We start from the raw sequence: 17,689 nt of genomic DNA, 5'->3' as shown, positions 1-17,689 counted from the left end.
CCTCCAGGAACGTGTCGATACCGGCGGCCCTCAGGGCGGTGATCCCGTCGGCGAAACGCACGGCGTCGCGCACGTGCCGCACCCAGTAGTCGGCCGTGCGGATCTCGTCCCCGGCCAGGGCCCCGGTCACGTTCGACACGACCGGCAGCAGCGGCGCGGAGAACGTCAACCCGTCCAGGACCGTGCGGAACTCGTCGAGCATCGGCTCCATCAGCGGGCTGTGGAACGCGTGGCTCACCATGAGACGGCGAGTGCGCACACCCCGGTCGCGCCAGTGCCGCTCCACCTCGTCGAGGGCCTCGACGGCACCGGACACCACCACTGCGGTGGGTCCGTTGACCGCAGCGACGCCTGCCCGGTCGGCGAGCCCGGCGATCGACTCGACCACTGCGGCCTCGTCAGCGGCCACGGCCAGCATGCCGCCGCCCGTGGGCAACGCCTGCATCAACCGACCCCGCGCGGCCACGAGAGCGCACGCGTCGGCCAGGGACAACACCCCGGCCACGTACGCGGCCGTCACCTCACCGATCGAGTGACCAGCCAGCATGTCCGGCACGATCCCGAACGACTCCACCAGACGGAACAGCGCCACCTCGACCGCGAACAACCCGGCCTGCGTGAACACCGTCTGATCCAGCAACTCCGCCTCGGCGGAACCCGCCGACGCGAACAGCACCTCCCGCAACGGACGCGGCAACAACGGATCGAGGTGTCCGCACACCTCGTCCAGCGCGGCGGCGAACACCGGGAACCCGGCCGACAGCTCCCGGCCCATCCCGGCGCGCTGCGCACCCTGGCCCGAGAAGAGCAGCGCGAGCCGGCCGCGCTGGCCGGTGGCGCCGGAGACGGCCGTACCGGTGGGGTCGCCGTCGGCGAGGGCGGTCAACGCCGCGACCAGGTCGTCCCGGTCGGCGGCGGTGACGACCGCCCGGTGTTCCAGCGCGGGCCGGGTGGTGACGGAGGACCAGGCCAGGTCCAGCGGACGCGGGGCCTCGTCGGCGGTCAGCCAGCGCGCCCACCGGCCCGCCTGCGCCGACAGCGCGGCGGCGTCGCGGGCCGACAGCAGCACCGGTACGACCGGCGGCACGTCGCGGGCGACGATCTCGCCCTCGATCGTCTCAGCCGGCGGCTGCTCGATGATCACATGCGCGTTCGTGCCGGAGATCCCGAACGACGACACCGCCGCCCGACGCGGACGGTCCACCCGCGGCCACGGGGTGGGCTCGGTAGCCAGGGCCACCGCCCCCGCCGACCAGTCCACATGCGGCGACGCCTCGTCCACATGCAACGTCGCCGGCACCAGACCGTGCCGCATCGCCAACACCATCTTGATCACACCAGCCACACCAGCAGCCGCCTGCGTGTGCCCGATGTTCGACTTCACCGACCCCAGCAACAACGGCCGATCCTGCGGACGCTCCTGCCCGTACGTCGCCAGCAACGCCTGCGCCTCGATCGGATCACCCAGCGTCGTACCCGTACCGTGCGCCTCCACGGCATCCACGTCCGCCGGGGACAGGCGCGCGTTCGCCAGGGCCTGCCGGATCACCCGCTGCTGCGACGGACCGTTCGGCGCCGTCAGACCGTTCGACGCACCGTCCTGATTCACGGCCGTGCCACGTACCACCGCCAGCACGCGGTGCCCGTTGCGCCGCGCGTCCGACAGCCGCTCCACGAGCAGCACGCCGACGCCCTCGGACCAGCCGGTGCCGTCGGCCGACGCCGCGAACGACTTGCAGCGGCCGTCGGCCGACAGGCCACGCTGCCGGGAGAACTCGATGAACGTCCCCGGCGTCGCCATCACCGTCACACCACCGGCCAACGCCAGATCGCACTCACCCGACCGCAACGCCTGCGCGGCAAGGTGCAGCGCGACGAGGCTGGAAGAACAAGCGGTGTCGACGGTGACCGCCGGCCCCTCGAGCCCGAAGGTGTAGGCGACCCGACCGGACAGCACGCTGCCCGACGTGCCCGTTCCGACGAAGCCCTCGGCGTCCGGCGGCAGGTCCATCAGGCGGGAGGCGTAGTCGTGGTACATGACACCGGCGAAGACACCCGTCCGGCTGCCCCGCAACCGCTGCGGGTCCAGCCCCGCCGACTCGAACGACTCCCACGACGCCTCCAGCAGCAACCGCTGCTGCGGATCCATCGCCAGGGCCTCACGCGGCGAGATCCCGAAGAAGCCCGGGTCGAACTCGGCAGCCCCGTACAGGAAACCCCCGTGGCGCGTGTACGACGTACCGCTGTGCTCCGGGTCCGGGTCGAACAGGCTCTCCAGGTCCCAGCCGCGATCGGTGGGGAACTCCGAGATCCCGTCGCCGCCGCCGGCCAGCAACGCCCACAGCTGGTCCGGACTATCGACGCCACCGGGGTAGCGGCAGGCCATGCCCACGATCGCGATCGGCTCGTCGGTGCCGGCGGTGAGTACCGCCGTCTGGCGGGCGGTGATCTGCCCGGAGACCTGCTCGTGCAGATGGTCGGCGAGCACGGCCGGGGTCGGGTAGTCGAAGACCAGCGTCGAGGCCAGCCGCAGCCCGGTGGCCGCGTTCAACCGGTTACGCAGGTCCACCGCCGTCAGCGAGTCGAAGCCCAACTCCCGGAACGCCCGGTCCGCCGGCACGGCTTCCGCACCACCGTGCCCCAGCACCTGCGCGACCAGACCCCGTACCAGCACGTCGATCTGGGCGCGCGCCTCGTCGGGCGCCAGGCCCGCGAGCTGGTTGGCCCAGTCGCCGCTCCGCGCGGCCCGTCGCCGGGCCGCCGTCGACCCGATCAGGGTACGCAGCACGGCCGGCACCGGGCCGGCGCCGAGCGCTGCGCGCATCGCCGGTACGTCGATCACGGCCGGCACCAACGCCGGCTGCTCCGCCACCAGGGCGGCGTCGAACAGCTCCAACCCGATCTCGGCGCTCATCGGCGTCAGACCCGCCCGCGCGGACCGCGCCCGGTCCGCCTCGTCGATCGAGGCGGCCATGCCTGCCGTGTCCCACATCCCCCACGCCAGACTCACCGCCGGCAACCCGAGCTGCCGCCGATACACCGCCAACCCGTCCAGGAACGCGTTACCCGCCGCATACGCCGACTGACCCGGCGAACCCAGCACACCCGCAACCGACGAGAACACCACGAACAGATCCAGCGCGAGCGACGCTGTCGCCTCATGCAACAACCAACCCGCCGACACCTTCGGCGCCAACACCCCCACCAGACGCTCCTCGGTGACCCGCTCGATCACCCCGTCGTCTAGGACACCAGCCGTGTGCACCACACCCGCCAGCCGACCCTCGGCGGCCACCTCCGCCACCAGACCGAACACCTGGTCCCGGTCCGTCACGTCACAGGCAACGACCCGCACCGACGCACCCAACGCCGACAACCGCTCCGACAGCTCACCCGCACCAGCGGCCTCCGCACCACGACGCGACACCAGCACCAGCGACCGCACACCATGCGCCGACACCAGATGCTCCGCGACCAACGCACCCAACGCACCCGTACCACCGGTCACCACCACCGCACCGTCACCCACGACCGGCGTCTCCACCGACGCCGCAGCGACCGCACGCACCAGACGCGGCACGAACACCTCGCCCGAGCGCACCGCGACCTGACCGCCGTGCGTCGACGGCTCGTCGGCCACCGTGGTCAGCACACCCAGCAGCCCGGCATCCACGTCACCGTCCACGTCCGCCAGCACGATGCGACCCGGGTGCTCCGACTGCGCCGACCGCAGCAGACCCCACACCGCCGCACCGGCCAGGTCCGACACCCGGTCGTCCGCCGCCACCGACACCGCACCCCGCGTCACCACCACGAGCCGCGACTCCGCCAGCGCATCGGCTGCCAGCCAGGACCGGACGGTCGCCAGCACCTCCGAGGTCGCCGCGCGTACCGCGTCGGGGACGGCCCTCTCCGGCCCGTCGATCGGCAGCAGCAGCGCCCTCGGTGCGACCGTCCGGCCGGCGTCGACCGCCGCGACGAGCGCCTCGACGTCGCCGTACGCCGGCAGGTCGGCGGTTGCCGGCGAGCCGACCAGCGCCCACCCGGAGAGGTCCCCGGTGGCGGCGATCTCCTCGGCCTGCCAGGTGAGTTCGAACATCGCGCGGGCCGCCGCGCCCGCCGCGGTCACGCCGGTCAGCTCGCGCAGGGCGAGGGAGTCGACCGAGACCACGGCCGCGCCCGACTCGTCGCACGCGACCAGACGCACCGCCGAGCCCGTACGCGACAACCGCACCCGCAGCACCCGCGCGCCCGAGGCATACACCTGCACACCCTCGAACGCGAACGGCACCCGCGGCCCGCCCGACCCCTCGGTGCCGGGCAGCAGCCCGATCGGGTGCAGGGCGGCGTCCAGCAGCGCCGGGTGCACACCGAAGCGCGCCGCCTCCGTCGCCACCTCGTCCGGCAACGCCACCTCGGCGAACACCTCGTCGCCGCCCGTCCACACCCGGCGCAGCCCCCGGAACACCGGCCCGTACGCCAGGCCGTGCTCCGCCAGCGTCGGGTACCAGCCCGCCACGTCCACCTCGGACGCGCCGACCGGCGGCCACTCCCCCAGGCTCGGCTCGCCGGCCGACGCCGGCTCCAGCACGCCCTCCGCATGCCGCACCCAGTCGGCCTCCGGATCACCCTCGGACTGCGAGTGCACCGCCACGACCCGGACGCCGGTCTCGTCGGCCGCACCGACGCGCACCTGCACCCGCACCGCGCCGGCCTCCGGCAGCACCAGCGGCGCGGCCACGGTCAGCTCCCGCACCCGCGACGCGCCCACCTCGTCGCCCGCCCGCACCGCCAACTCCACCAGAGCGGCACCGGGAACGACCACCGCGCCGGACACGACGTGGTCCGCGAGCCACACGTGCGTCGACACCGACACCCGGCCCGTCAGCACCACCATGTCCACACCGGCCACTGAGACCGCCGCGCCGAGCAGCGGGTGCCCGGCCACGCCGAGGCCCGCCCCGGACACGTCGGCGGCACGCGCCTGGCCCGCGCCGAGCCAGTACCGCTGGTGCTGGAAGGCGTACGTCGGCAGGTCGACCCGGGCGGCGCCGGCGTCGGCGAACCACTGCGTCCAGGTCACCGGGACACCGTGGACGTGCAGGTCGGCGAGGGCGTGCAGGAGTGCCTGCGGGGCGGGCCGGTCCCGGCGCTGGACGGCCACCGCGAGCGAGTCCTCGGCGAGCAGGTCGGCGTTCATCGCGGTCAGGACGCTCTGCGGGCCGATCTCCAGGAAGGTGTCGACCCCGGTGGCCCGCAGGGCGGCGATGCCGTCGGCGTAGCGGACGGCCTCCCGCACGTGCCGCACCCAGTACTCGGCGCGGGTGATCTCCTGCGGGTCGGCGAGCGCGCCGGTCAGGTTCGACACCACCGGCAGCAGCGGCGCCCGGAACGTCAGCCCCGCCAGGACGGCGCGGAACTCGTCGAGCATCGGCTCCATCAGCGGACTGTGGAACGCGTGGCTCACCGTCAGCCGGCGCGTACGCACACCCCGCTCCCGCCAGACCCGCTCCACCTCGTCGAGAGCCTCGACGGCACCGGACACCACCACGGCGGCCGGACCGTTGACCGCCGCGATACCCAGCCGATCGGTCATCCCGGCGAGAGACTCCGCCACCGCAGCCTCGTCAGCGGCCACGGCCAGCATGCCGCCGCCCGTGGGCAACGCCTGCATCAACCGACCCCGCGCGGCGACAAGCTGACACGCGTCGGCCAGGGACAACACGCCCGCGACATGCGCCGCCGTCACCTCACCGATCGAGTGACCAGCCACCACGTCCGGCACGACCCCGAACGACTCCACCAGACGGAACAACGCCACCTCGACCGCGAACAACCCGGCCTGCGTGAACACCGTCTGATCCAACAACTCCGCCTCGGCGGAACCCGACGACGCGAACAGCACCCCCTGCAACGGACGCGGCAGCAACGGATCGAGCTGCGCGCACACCTCGTCCAGCGCGGTCGCGAACACCGGGAACCCGGCGTACAACTCCCGGCCCATCCCGGCGCGCTGCGCGCCCTGGCCGGAGAAGAGCACGGCCAGCTGCGTACGCGTCGCGCCCGTGCCGGTGACCACGGTGGCGGCCGGCTCACCGTCGGCGAGGGCGCGCAGCCCGGCCAGCAGTTCGTCCCGGTCCGTCGCGGTGACCACCGCGCGGTGCTCCATGACGGCCCGGCTGACGGTCGACGACCAGCCGACGTCGAGGGGGCGCAGTTCCTCGTCGCCGGCGATCCAGCGGGCCCAGCGCTCCGCCTGGGCCGCGACGGCGGCCTCGGAGCGGGCCGACAGCAGCACCGGCGACGGCATCTGCCCGGCGGTGGGCGTCGGCGCGCCCTCGCCCCGGGTCGGCTCCGCCTCGGCGTGCGGCTGCTCGATGATCACATGCGCGTTCGTGCCGCTGACGCCGAACGACGAGATCGCGGCGCGACGGGGCCGGCCCGCCGCAGGCCAGTCGCGGGCCTCGGTGAGCAGGGAGACCGCCCCGGCGCTCCACTCGATGTGCGGGGACGGCTCGTCGACGTGCAGCGTCGACGGCAGCACGCCGTGCCGCATCGCCATGATCATCTTGATGATGCCGGCTGCCCCGGCGGCGGCCTGGGTGTGGCCGATGTTCGACTTGACCGAGCCCAGCCAGAGCGGCCGGTCGGCGGGCCGGTCCTGCCCGTACGTCGCCAGCAGGGCCTGCGCCTCGATCGGGTCGCCCAGGGTCGTGCCGGTGCCGTGCGCCTCGACGGCGTCCACGTCGGCGGCGGTGAGCCGCGCGTTGGCCAGCGCCTGACGGATCACGCGCTGCTGCGACGGGCCGTTCGGGGCGGTCAGACCGTTCGACGCGCCGTCCTGGTTGACGGCAGTGCCACGCACGACCGCAAGCACGCGGTGCCCGTTGCGCCGCGCGTCCGACAGGCGCTCCACCAGGAGCACGCCCACGCCCTCGGACCAGCCCGTGCCGTCCGCCGACGCCGCGAAGGACTTGCACCGGCCGTCGGCCGACAGGCCACGCTGCCGGGAGAACTCGATGAACGTGCCGGGCGTGGCCATCACCGTCACGCCGCCGGCCAGCGCCAGGTCGCACTCGCCGCCGCGCAGCGCCTGCACCGCCAGGTGCAGCGCGACCAGCGACGACGAACACGCGGTGTCCACGGTCACCGCCGGGCCTTCGAGCCCGAACGTGTACGCCACCCGGCCGGACAGCACGCTGCCGGAGGTGCCGGTGCCGAGGTAGCCGCCCACGCCCTCGGGCAGGTCCTGCACGCCGGAGGCGTAGTCGTGGTACATCAGGCCGGCGAAGACGCCGGTCCGGCTGCCGCGCAGCCGCGAGGGGTCGAGACCGGCCGACTCGAACGTCTCCCAGGACGCCTCCAGCAGCAGCCGCTGCTGCGGGTCCATGGCGATCGCCTCGCGCGGCGAGATGCCGAAGAAGTCCGGGTCGAACTCGGCGGCCCCGTACAGGAAGCCACCGTGGCGGGTGTACGACGTCCCGGGGTTGTCCGGGTCGGGGTGGAAGAGCCGGTCGAGGTCCCAGCCCCGGTCGGTGGGGAACTCGCCGATGCCGTCGGCGCCGGCGGCGACCAGGTCCCACAGTTGCTGCGGGTTCGTCACGCCACCCGGGTAGCGGCACGCCATGCCCACGATGGCGATCGGCTCGTCGACGGTTGTCGCCCGCACGGCCTGCTGCTGCGCGGCGACCTGGCCGGACAGCTGCTCGTAGAGGTGCTCCGACAGGGCACCGGGGGTCGGGTAGTCGAAGACGAGTGTCGACGTGAGCCGCAGCCCGCTCGCGCTGTTGATCCGGTTGCGCAGCTCGACGGCGGTCAGCGAGTCGAAGCCCAGCTCCCGGAACGCCCGGTCCGCCGGCACCGCCTCGGCGCCGCCGTGGCCGAGGACCTGCGCGATCATTCCGCGCACCAGCAGCGCCACCTGCGTACGCGCCTCCTGCGGGTCGAGGCCGGCCAGCCGGTCGGCCCACGCGCCGGTGCCGGAGCGGCGGCGCTTCGCGGCCGGTCCGACCAGGCCCCGCAGCATCACCGGCACCCGGCCGGCGGCGGTCTGCGCCCGCATGGCGGGCAGGTCGACCACGGCCGGCACCAGGGCCGCGCCGCCGTGGGTCAGGGCGGCGTCCCACAGCCCGAGCCCGACGGGGGCGGTCATCGGGACCAGGCCGGCCCGGGTCACCCGGGCCCGGTCGGCGTCGTTGATCGACGCCGCCATGCCGTCGGTGTCCCACATGCCCCAGGCGAGGCTGACGGCGGGCAGCCCGCGCTGCGCCCGCAGCACGGCGAGGGCGTCCAGGAAGGCGTTGCCGGCCGCGTACGCGGCCTGGCCGGGAGAGCCGAGCACTCCGGCGACGGAGGAGAAGAGCACGAAGAGGTCGAGGTCCAGCTCGGCGGTCGCCTCGTGCAGCCACCAGCCCGCCGTGACCTTCGGGGCAAGCACGTCCGCCAGCCGGTCGGCGGTGATCCCGCTGACGATGCCGTCGTCGACGACGCCGGCGGTGTGGACCACCCCGGCCAGGCGGTCGTCGGCGGTGATGGACCGAACCAGCTCGCCGACGCGCTCGCGGTCGGTGACGTCGGTGGCGACCACCCGGGCGGTCGCGCCCAGCGCGGCCAGCCGCCGCACCAGTTCGTCGGCGCCGGGGGCGGCCGGCCCCTGCCGGGACACCAGCACCAGCGAACGCATGCCGTACGCGGTGACGAGGTGTTCGGACACCAGGGCGCCCAGCGATCCGGTGCCGCCGGTCACCAGAACGGTTCCCCCGCCGAGGGCCTCCGGGGTGCGCGCGGCGCCCGTGGCGCGGACCAGCCGCGGCAGGTACGCCGTGCCCGACCGCACCGCGACCTGCCCGCCGAGGGCGGGGCCGTCGGCGACGGCGGCGAGCAGGGCCAGCAGGTCGGCGTCCAGGTCGGTGCCGGGTTCCAGGTCGGCCAGCACGATCCGGCCGGGGTGCTCCGACTGGGCCGAGCGCAGCAGGCCCCAGACCGCCGCCCCCGCCAGGTCGGTGACGCGGTCGTCGGCGCCGGTAGCCACCGCGCCGCGGGTCACGACGACCAGCCGCGAGTCCGCCAGCGGCCCGGCCGCCAGCCACGCCTGCACCACGCCGAGGACGTCCGCCGTGACGGAGCGCACCGCGTCGGGCACGTCCGCGCCGGAAGGTGCCGGGGTGACGGGCAGCAGCAGCGCCGCCGGGGCGGTGCCGTCCGTCGCCGCCGTGGTCAGATCGGCGACGCCGGCGTACGCCGGAAGCTGCGGGGCGCCGTCGAGCGGACGCCCACCGAGCACGACCCAGCCGTACGTGCCGTCGGGCGCGGCGATCTGCTCCGGCTGCCAGGAGACCTCGAACAGGGATCGGTACGCCTCGTCCGGCGCGGCCGCCAGGCCGGTCATCTCGCGCAGCGTCAGCGAGTCCACCGACACCACGGGCACGCCCGTGGTGTCGGTGGCTACCAGCCGCACCGAGCTGCCGGAGGCGGTGAGGCGGACCCGGAGCGTCCGGGCGCCGACGGCGTGAACCTGCACCCCCTCGAACGCGAACGGCACCCGGGGACCGCCGCCCGCCTCGTCGGCGGGCAGCAGCCCGACAGGGTGCAGGGCGGCGTCCAGCAGCGCCGGGTGCACCCCGAAGCCCGCCGGATCACCGGCGAACTCGTCGGCGAGGGCGACCTCGGCGAACACCTCGCCGTCGGCGGTCCACGCCCGGCGCAGGCCCCGGAAGACCGGCCCGTACGCGAGCCCGTGCTCAGCGACCGTCGCGTACCAGCCGGTGACGTCCACCTCGGACGCGCCGGGTGGCGGCCACGCGCCAAGGGTGGGCTCGTCGACAGTGGGGGCGTCGACGAGGCCGTCGGCGTGCCGGGTCCACCCCGACTCGGGGTCGTCCTCGGACTGCGAGTGCACGGTCACCGACCGGCTGCCGGTGCCGTCGACGGGACCGACCCGGACCTGCACCCGTACCCCGCCGCCGGTGGCGGGCAGCACGAGCGGGGCGAGGACTGTCAGCTCACGGACACGGGAGGCACCGACCTCGTCGCCCGCCCGGACGACGAGGTCCACCAGGGCGGTGCCCGGCACGACCACGGCGCCGGAGACGACGTGGTCGGCGAGCCACGGGTGCGTCGACACCGACAGCCGGCCGGTCAGCACCACCATGTCCTCGCCGGCGACCGACACCGCCGCGCCGAGCAGCGGGTGTCGCGCCACGCCGAGGCCGGCCCCGGAGACGTCGGCCGACTGGCCGGCCGGCGGCAGCCAGTACCGCTCCCGCTGGAAGGCGTACGTGGGCAGGTCCACCCGCCGCGCGCCGGTCTCGGCGAACCACGACTGCCAGGTCACCGGCACGCCGTGCACGTGCAACTCGGCCAGGGCGTGCAGCAACGCCTGCGCGTCCGAACGGTCACGGCGCTGCACAGCCACCGCCAGCACGGCCTCGTCATCGGCGAGCAGGTCGGCGTTCATAGCGGTCAGGACGCTCTGCGGGCCGACCTCCAGGAACGTATCCACACCGGCAGCCCGCAGGGCGGCGACCCCGTCGGCGTACCGCACAGCCTCGCGCACGTGCCGCACCCAATACTCCGGCGTGCAGATCTCGTCACCGGCCAGGGCACCGGTCACGTTCGACACGACCGGCAACAACGGCGCCGCAAACGCCAACCCACCCAGAACCGTACGGAACTCATCGAGCATCGGCGCCATCAACGGGCTGTGGAACGCGTGGCTGACGGTGAGCCGGCGGGTACGCACCCCCCGATCCCGCCAGGCCCGCTCCACCTCGGCCAGGGCCTCGACGGCACCCGACACCACCACTGCGGCAGGCCCGTTGACCGCCGCGATACCGACCCGATCGGTCAGCCCTGCGACCGACTCCGCCACGGCCGCCTCATCAGCGGCTACGGCCAGCATCCCGCCACCGGTCGGCAGCGCCTGCATCAACCGACCCCGCGCCGCCACAAGCTCACACGCATCCGCCAGGGACAACACACCCGCGACATGCGCCGCCGTCACCTCACCGATCGAGTGACCGGCCACCACGTCGGGAACAATCCCGAACGACTCCACGAGGCGGAACAGCGCCACCTCGACCGCGAACAACCCGGCCTGCGTGAACACGGTCTGGTCCAGCAGCTCCGCCTCGGAGGTGCCCGCCTCGGCGAACAGCACCTCCCGCAGCGGGCGCGGCAGCAGCGGGTCGAGGTGTCCGCACACCTCGTCCAGCGCGGCGGCGAACACCGGGAAGACCCCGTACAACTCCCGGCCCATCCCGGCACGCTGCGCACCCTGACCGGAGAACAACAGCGCCAGCTGGCCGCGCTGGCCGCCCGGGCCGGTGAGGACGCCGGCCGAGAGCTCGCCCGCCGACACGGCTTCGAGGCCCGCCAGCAGTTCGTCCCGGCTCGCCCCGGACACGACGGCCCGGTGCTCCAGTACGGAGCGCGACGCCACCGAGGACCACGCCACGTCGAGCGGGCGCGGGGCCTCGGTGCCGCCGAGCCATTGCGCCCAGCGGCCGGCCTGCGCCGACAGCCCGGCGGCGTCGCGGGCCGACAGCAGCAGCGGCAGCACCGCCGGCACCCGGGACGGCTCGTCACCGGTGACCGGCTCGTCGCCGTCGGCCGGCTCGTCCGCGTCGGTCGGCGCGGACGGCTGCTCCAGGATCAGGTGCACGTTCGTACCGCTGATGCCGAACGACGACACGGCGGCCCGGCGCGGCCGGTCCACCGCCGGCCAGGGGCGCGCCTCGGTGAGCAGGGAGACCGCGCCGGAGGACCAGTCCACGTGGGGGGTCGGCTCGTCGAGGTGCAGGGTCCGCGGGAGCAGGCCGTACCGCATCGCCTGCACCATCTTGATCATGCCGGCGACGCCGGCCGCGGCCTGGCTGTGGCCGATGTTCGACTTGATCGAGCCGAGCAGCAGCGGCCGGTCGGCGGGGCGGCCCTGGCCGTAGGTGGCCAGCAGCGCCTGCGCCTCGATGGGGTCGCCGAGCGTCGTTCCCGTGCCGTGCGCCTCGACGGCGTCCACGTCGGCCGTGGTCAGCCGGGCGTTCGCGAGGGCCTGCCGGATCACCCGCTGCTGGGCGGGGCCGTTGGGGGCGGTGAGGCCGTTGGACGCGCCGTCCTGGTTGACGGCGCTGCCGGCGAGCACGGCGAGCACCTGGCGGCCCTGCCGCCGGGCGTCGGAGAGCCGCTGGACCAGCAGCACGCCGACGCCCTCCGACCAGCCGGTGCCGTCGGCGTCGGCGGCGAAGGACTTGCAGCGACCGTCCGGGGCGAGGCCGCCCTGGCGGGAGAACTCGACGAAGGCACCGGGGGTCACCATGACGGTGACGCCGCCGGCCAGCGCCATGTCGCACTCGCCGCCGCGCAGCGCCTGAGCGGCCAGGTGCACCGCCACGAGGGAGGACGAGCAGGCGGTGTCGACCGTCACCGCCGGGCCCTCCAGCCCGAAGGTGTACGACACGCGGCCGGAGATGACGCTGTGCGCGCCGCCGGTGAGCTGGTAGCCGGCCAGCTCGGCCGGTGTGTCGGTGGTGCCGTAGCCCGACGGGGAGGCGCCGACGAAGACGCCGGTACGGGTGCCGCGCAGCTCGTCCGGGTCGATGCCGGCCTGCTCCATGGCCTCCCAGGACGCCTCCAGCAGCAGGCGCTGCTGCGGGTCCATGGCGACGGCCTCGCGCGGCGAGATGCCGAAGAAGCCCGGGTCGAAGGTGGTGGCGCCGTCGACGAAGCCGCCCTCGCGGGTGTGCGAGACGGGTTGCCCGTCGGCGTCGACGGCCAGCAGCCGGCCCATGTCCCAGTGCCGGTCGTCGGGGAAGCCGCTGATGCCGTCGCGCCCGGTGGCGACCAGGTCCCACAGGTCGTCCGGGTTGGCCACGCCGCCCGGATAGCGGCAGCTCATACCGACGATGACGATCGGGTCGCCGTCCACCGGCCCGGCGGGGCCCCAGGCGGTCACGGTCTCGACCTCGTGCAGGCGCAGCGTCACCGACAGGTGGTCGGCGAGGGCAGCCGGGTTCGGGTAGTCGAAGACCAGGGTGGTGGGCAGGGTGAGGCCGGTGGCGGCACCGAGCCGGTTGCGCAGCTCGACGGCGGTCAGCGAGTCGAAGCCGAGTTCCTTGAACGCCCGGCCGGCCTTGACCAGGTCCGTGCCGGAGTGGCCGAGCACGGCGGCGGTGTGCGTGCGTACGAGGTCGGTCAGGTGGCGGTCCTGCTCGGCGCGGGGCAGCGTCAGCAGGTGCTGGCGCAGCCCGCCGCCGGCGGTGTCCTCCGGCTCGGCGTCGACCACGCGCAGGGCGTCGCGCGCCTCGGCGACGTCGTCGAGCAGGGGGCGGGCGCGGGCGGCGGCGAACGCCGGGGTGAACAGGGACCAGTCGACGTCCGCCACGGTCACCGACGGCACGGCCCGGCCGACGGCGCTGCGCAGCGCGTACACGGCCTGGGCCGGGGACATCGGGCTGAGGCCGCGGCGGGCCAGCAGTTCCTGACCCTCGCCGCTGGCCATGCCGCCCTCGGCCCAGGGGCCCCAGGCCACGGCGGTGGCGGCCAGGCCGCGGGCGCGGCGCCGCTCGGCGAGGGCGTCGAGGAAGGCGTTGCCGGCGGCGTACGCGGCCTGTCCGCCGCTGCCCCAGATGCCGGCGATGGAGGAGAACAGCACGAACGCGTCGAGCGGCCGGTCGCCCAGCAGCTCGTCCAGGTGCACGGCGCCGGCGATCTTGCCGTCGAGCACCCCGGCCAGCCCGGCGAGGTCGGTGTCGACCAGCATGGTCAGCTGGCCCACCCCGGCGGCGTGTACCACCGCGGTCAGCGGCGCCGGGTCGGCGTCGACGTCGCGCAGCAGCGCCTCGACGCGGGCGCGGTCGGCCATGTCGGCGGCGACCAGGGTCACCCGGGCGCCGAGCCCGGTCAGTTCGTCGCGCAGCTCGGCCGCCCCGGGGGCGTGCTCGCCGCGGCGGCTGGTCAGCACGAGGTGCTCGGCCCCGTTGGCCGCCGCCCAGCGGGCCACGTGCGCGCCCAGCGCGCCGGTGCCGCCGGTGACGAGGACGGTGCCGGACGGCTGCCAGCGGTCGACGGCGCCGACGGCCGCCGGCGTGGCACGCACCAGTCGCCGTACGAAGACGCCGGAGGGTCGTACGGCCACCTGGTCCTCGGGGCCACCGCCGGTGAGGACGCCCACCGCGTGGTCCCAGTCGCCGCGCCCGGGCGCGTCCGGCAGGTCGACCAGGCCGCCCCAGAGCTGCGGGTGTTCCAGCCCGGCGACCCGGGCCAGGCCCCACAGTCCGCCCTGGGCGACGCTGCGCACCGGGTCGGTGTCGCCGGTGCCGACCGCGCCCCGCGTGAGCATCCACAGTGGTGCCGTGACGTCGGCGGCGTGCAGGGCCTGCACCAGCGTCATCGTGGCGGCCGTGCCGAGCGGCACCGCCGGCCGGCCGGGGTGAGGCCGCTCCAGCAGGCCCAGCAGGGAGACGATCCCGGTGAACGGGGCGTTCTGTACGGCCTGGGCCACCCGCGACGTCACCTGGTCGCGCTCGGCGAGCGGGTCCACCGCCAGCCGGGACACCTCGCCGCCGGCGGCGCTCAGCGCCCCCGCGAGCGCCCCGGCCCACTCGGTCGTGGCGGCGTCGTCGGCGGGCTCCACGAGCAGCCACCGGCCCGACGGGGTGACCGGTGCGGGGGCGGCGGTCCGCTTCCACACCACCCGGTACGACCAGCCGTCGACGACGGCGTCCCGCAGCCGCGCCCTGCGCCAGGACGACAGCACCGGCAGGGCCGGGGCGAGCACGTCCAGGGCCGCGCCGTCGACGCCGATCTGCGCCGCGAGCGCCGCCACGTCGGAGCGCTCGACGGCCGACCAGAACTCGACGTCCACCACGTCCGGGCTGACCGGGCCGGTGGCCGAGGCCGGCATCTGCTCGGGCCAGTAGCGCTGCCGCTGGAACGCGTATGTGGGCAGGGCGACCGGGGTCGCTCCGGTGCCGGCGTAGAGGGCCGCCCAGTCGACGGGTGTTCCGTTGACGTGCAGTTCGGACAGGGCGGCGAGCAGGGCCCGCGACTCGGGGCGGTCGGCGCGCAGGGCGGGTACGGCGACGACCGGGGTGTCGTCGTCGACGTCCGCCGGCTCCCGCCCGCTCAGCACGTCCCGGGCCATGGCGGTCAGGACGCTGCGCGGGCCGATCTCCAGGAACGTGTCCACCCCGGCGGCGCGCAGCGCGGCGACCCCGTCGGCGAAACGCACAGCCTCCCGGACGTGCCGCACCCAGTAGTCGGGACTACGGATCTCGTCGACGTCAGCAAGCGCACCGGTCACGTTCGACACGACCGGCAACCCCGGCGCCTCGAACGTCAACCCGTCCAGGACCACCCGGAACTCGTCCAGCATCGGCTCCATCAACGGACTGTGGAACGCATGACTCACCGACAACCGGCGCGTACGCACACCCCGCCCACGCCAGACCCGCTCCACCTCGTCGAGCGCCTCCACCGCACCCGACACCACCACCGACGTCGGCCCGTTGACCGCCGCGACCCCCACACCGGTCGAGCCGTCCAGCGTCGCCAGCACATCGGCCTCGGCCGCCGCGACGGCCAGCATCCCACCACCGGCCGGCAACGCCTGCATCAACCGGCCCCGCGCCGCCACCAACACACACGCATCCGCCAGCGACAACACACCCGCCACATGCGCCGCCGTGACCTCGCCGATCGAATGACCGCCGACCAGGTCGGGGGCGACGCCGAAGGACTCGACGAGCCGGAACAGCGCCACCTCGACCGCGAACAGACCGGCCTGCGTGAACACCGTCCGGTCCAGCAGCTCCGCCTCGGCGGAGCCCTCGGGTGCGAACAGCACCTCCTTGAGCGGGCGCGGCAGCAGCGCGTCGAGCTGTGCGGACACCTCGTCCAGCGCGGCGGCGAAGACCGGGAACTCCGCGTACAACTCCCGGCCCATGCCGGCGCGCTGCGCGCCCTGACCCGAGAAGAGCACCGCGAGCGGACCCCGGTCGGCGGCCTGCCCGGCGACCAGCGCGCCGGACGGCTGGCCGGCGGCGAGGGCGCGCAGCCCGGCCAGCAGCTCCTCGCGGTCGGTGGCGGTGAGCACCGCGCGGTGTTCCAGCGCGGAGCGCGACACGACCGACGACCAGCCGACGTCCACGGTGCGGAGGGCCTCGTCGTCCTCCAGCCACCGGGTCCAGCGGCCCGCCTGCGCGCCGAGCGCGGCCTCGGAGCGGGCGGAGAGCAGCACGGGCACCGCCGGCAGGGCGACTGTGGGTGCCGGTCCGGCGTCGGCGGGCTCGACGGCATCCGGGGTCGGTGGCTCCTCGATGATGGTGTGCGCGTTCGTGCCGGAGATGCCGAACGACGACACGGCCGCCCGGCGGGGACGGTCGGTCGCCGGCCACGGCGTCGCCTCCGTCACCAGCGACACCTCGCCGGCCGACCAGTCCACCTTCGGCGTCGGCTCGTCGACGTGCAGGGTGGACGGCACCAGCCCGTGCCGCATCGCCATCACCATCTTGATCACACCGGCCACGCCCGCGGCGGACTGACTGTGACCGATGTTCGACTTGATCGAGCCGAGCAGCAACGGCCGGTCGGCGGGGCGGTCCCGCCCGTACGTGGCCAGCAGGGCCTGCGCCTCGATCGGATCGCCGAGGACGGTGCCGGTGCCGTGCGCCTCGACGGCGTCCACGTCGGCCGTGGTCAGCCGGGCGTTCGCGAGGGCCTGCCGGATCACCCGCTGCTGGGCGGGGCCGTTGGGGGCGGTGAGGCCGTTGGACGCGCCGTCCTGGTTGACGGCGCTGCCCCGGATCACGGCGAGGATCGGGTGTCCCTTGCGCTGCGCGTCCGACAGCCGCTCCACCAGCAGAATGCCGACGCCCTCGGACCAGCCCGTGCCGTCGGCGGCGGCGGCGAACGACTTGCAGCGGCCGTCCGGGGCGAGCCCTCGCTGCCGGGAGAAACCCACGAACGGGCCGGGGGTGGCCATGACGCACACGCCGCCGGCCAGGGCCAGGTCGAAGTCGCCCTGCCGCAGCGCCTGGCACGCCAGGTGCAGGGCGACCAGCGACGACGAGCAGGCGGTGTCGACGGTGACCGCGGGGCCCTCCAGGCCGAGGGCGTACGCGATCCGGCCGGAGACGACGCTGGTGGCCGTACCGGTCAGCAGGTAGCCCTCGTCGGCGCCCTCGGCCTCGCTCTGCGGGCCCATGCCGTAGCCGTTGGCGGCGGTGCCGACGAAGACGCCGACCTTCTGCCCCCGCATCGAGGCGGGTGCGATGCCGGCGTGCTCGAACGCCTCCCACGACGTCTCCAGCAGCAGCCGCTGCTGGGGGTCCATCGCCACGGCCTCGCGCGGCGAGATGCCGAAGAACTCGGCGTCGAAGTCGGCCGCGTCGTAGAGGAAGCCGCCCTCGCGGGTCGTGGAGCGGCCGGCCCGGTCGGCGTCCGGGTCGTACAGGTTGTCCAGGTCCCAGCCCCGGTCCGTCGGGAAGCCGCCGATCGCGTCGCCGCCGGCGGCCACCAGGTCCCAGAGCTGCTCGGGGCTGGCGACGCCGCCCGGGTAGCGGCAGGACATCGCGACGATCGCGATCGGCTCCCGGGCGGCGGCGGTCAGCTGCTGGTTGAGCTGGCGGAGGCGGCCCGTCTCCTTGAGCGACGCGCGAAGCGCCTCGACGACCTTGTCTGCGGACGTAGACAT

General features: G+C 74.8%; 1 protein-coding gene (running past one end of the window). It reads right to left on the bottom strand.

Features of this window, described 5'->3' with window-relative positions; translation table 11 throughout:
• Positions 1-17,689 carry the 5' portion of a type I polyketide synthase gene (locus tag MICAU_RS12300; RefSeq protein WP_013285633.1) on the bottom strand. The gene continues 12,122 nt to the left of window position 1, outside the view, so only the first 17,689 of its 29,811 coding nucleotides appear in the window; the start codon lies at positions 17,687-17,689; its stop codon lies off the left edge, out of view.

The sequence above is a fragment of the Micromonospora aurantiaca ATCC 27029 genome, assembly GCF_000145235.1.
In the GTDB taxonomy this organism is placed as follows: Bacteria; Actinomycetota; Actinomycetes; order Mycobacteriales; family Micromonosporaceae; genus Micromonospora; species Micromonospora aurantiaca.
The sequence above is the reverse complement of the archived record's forward strand: the minus strand, read 5'-3'. Positions and strand labels throughout refer to the sequence as shown.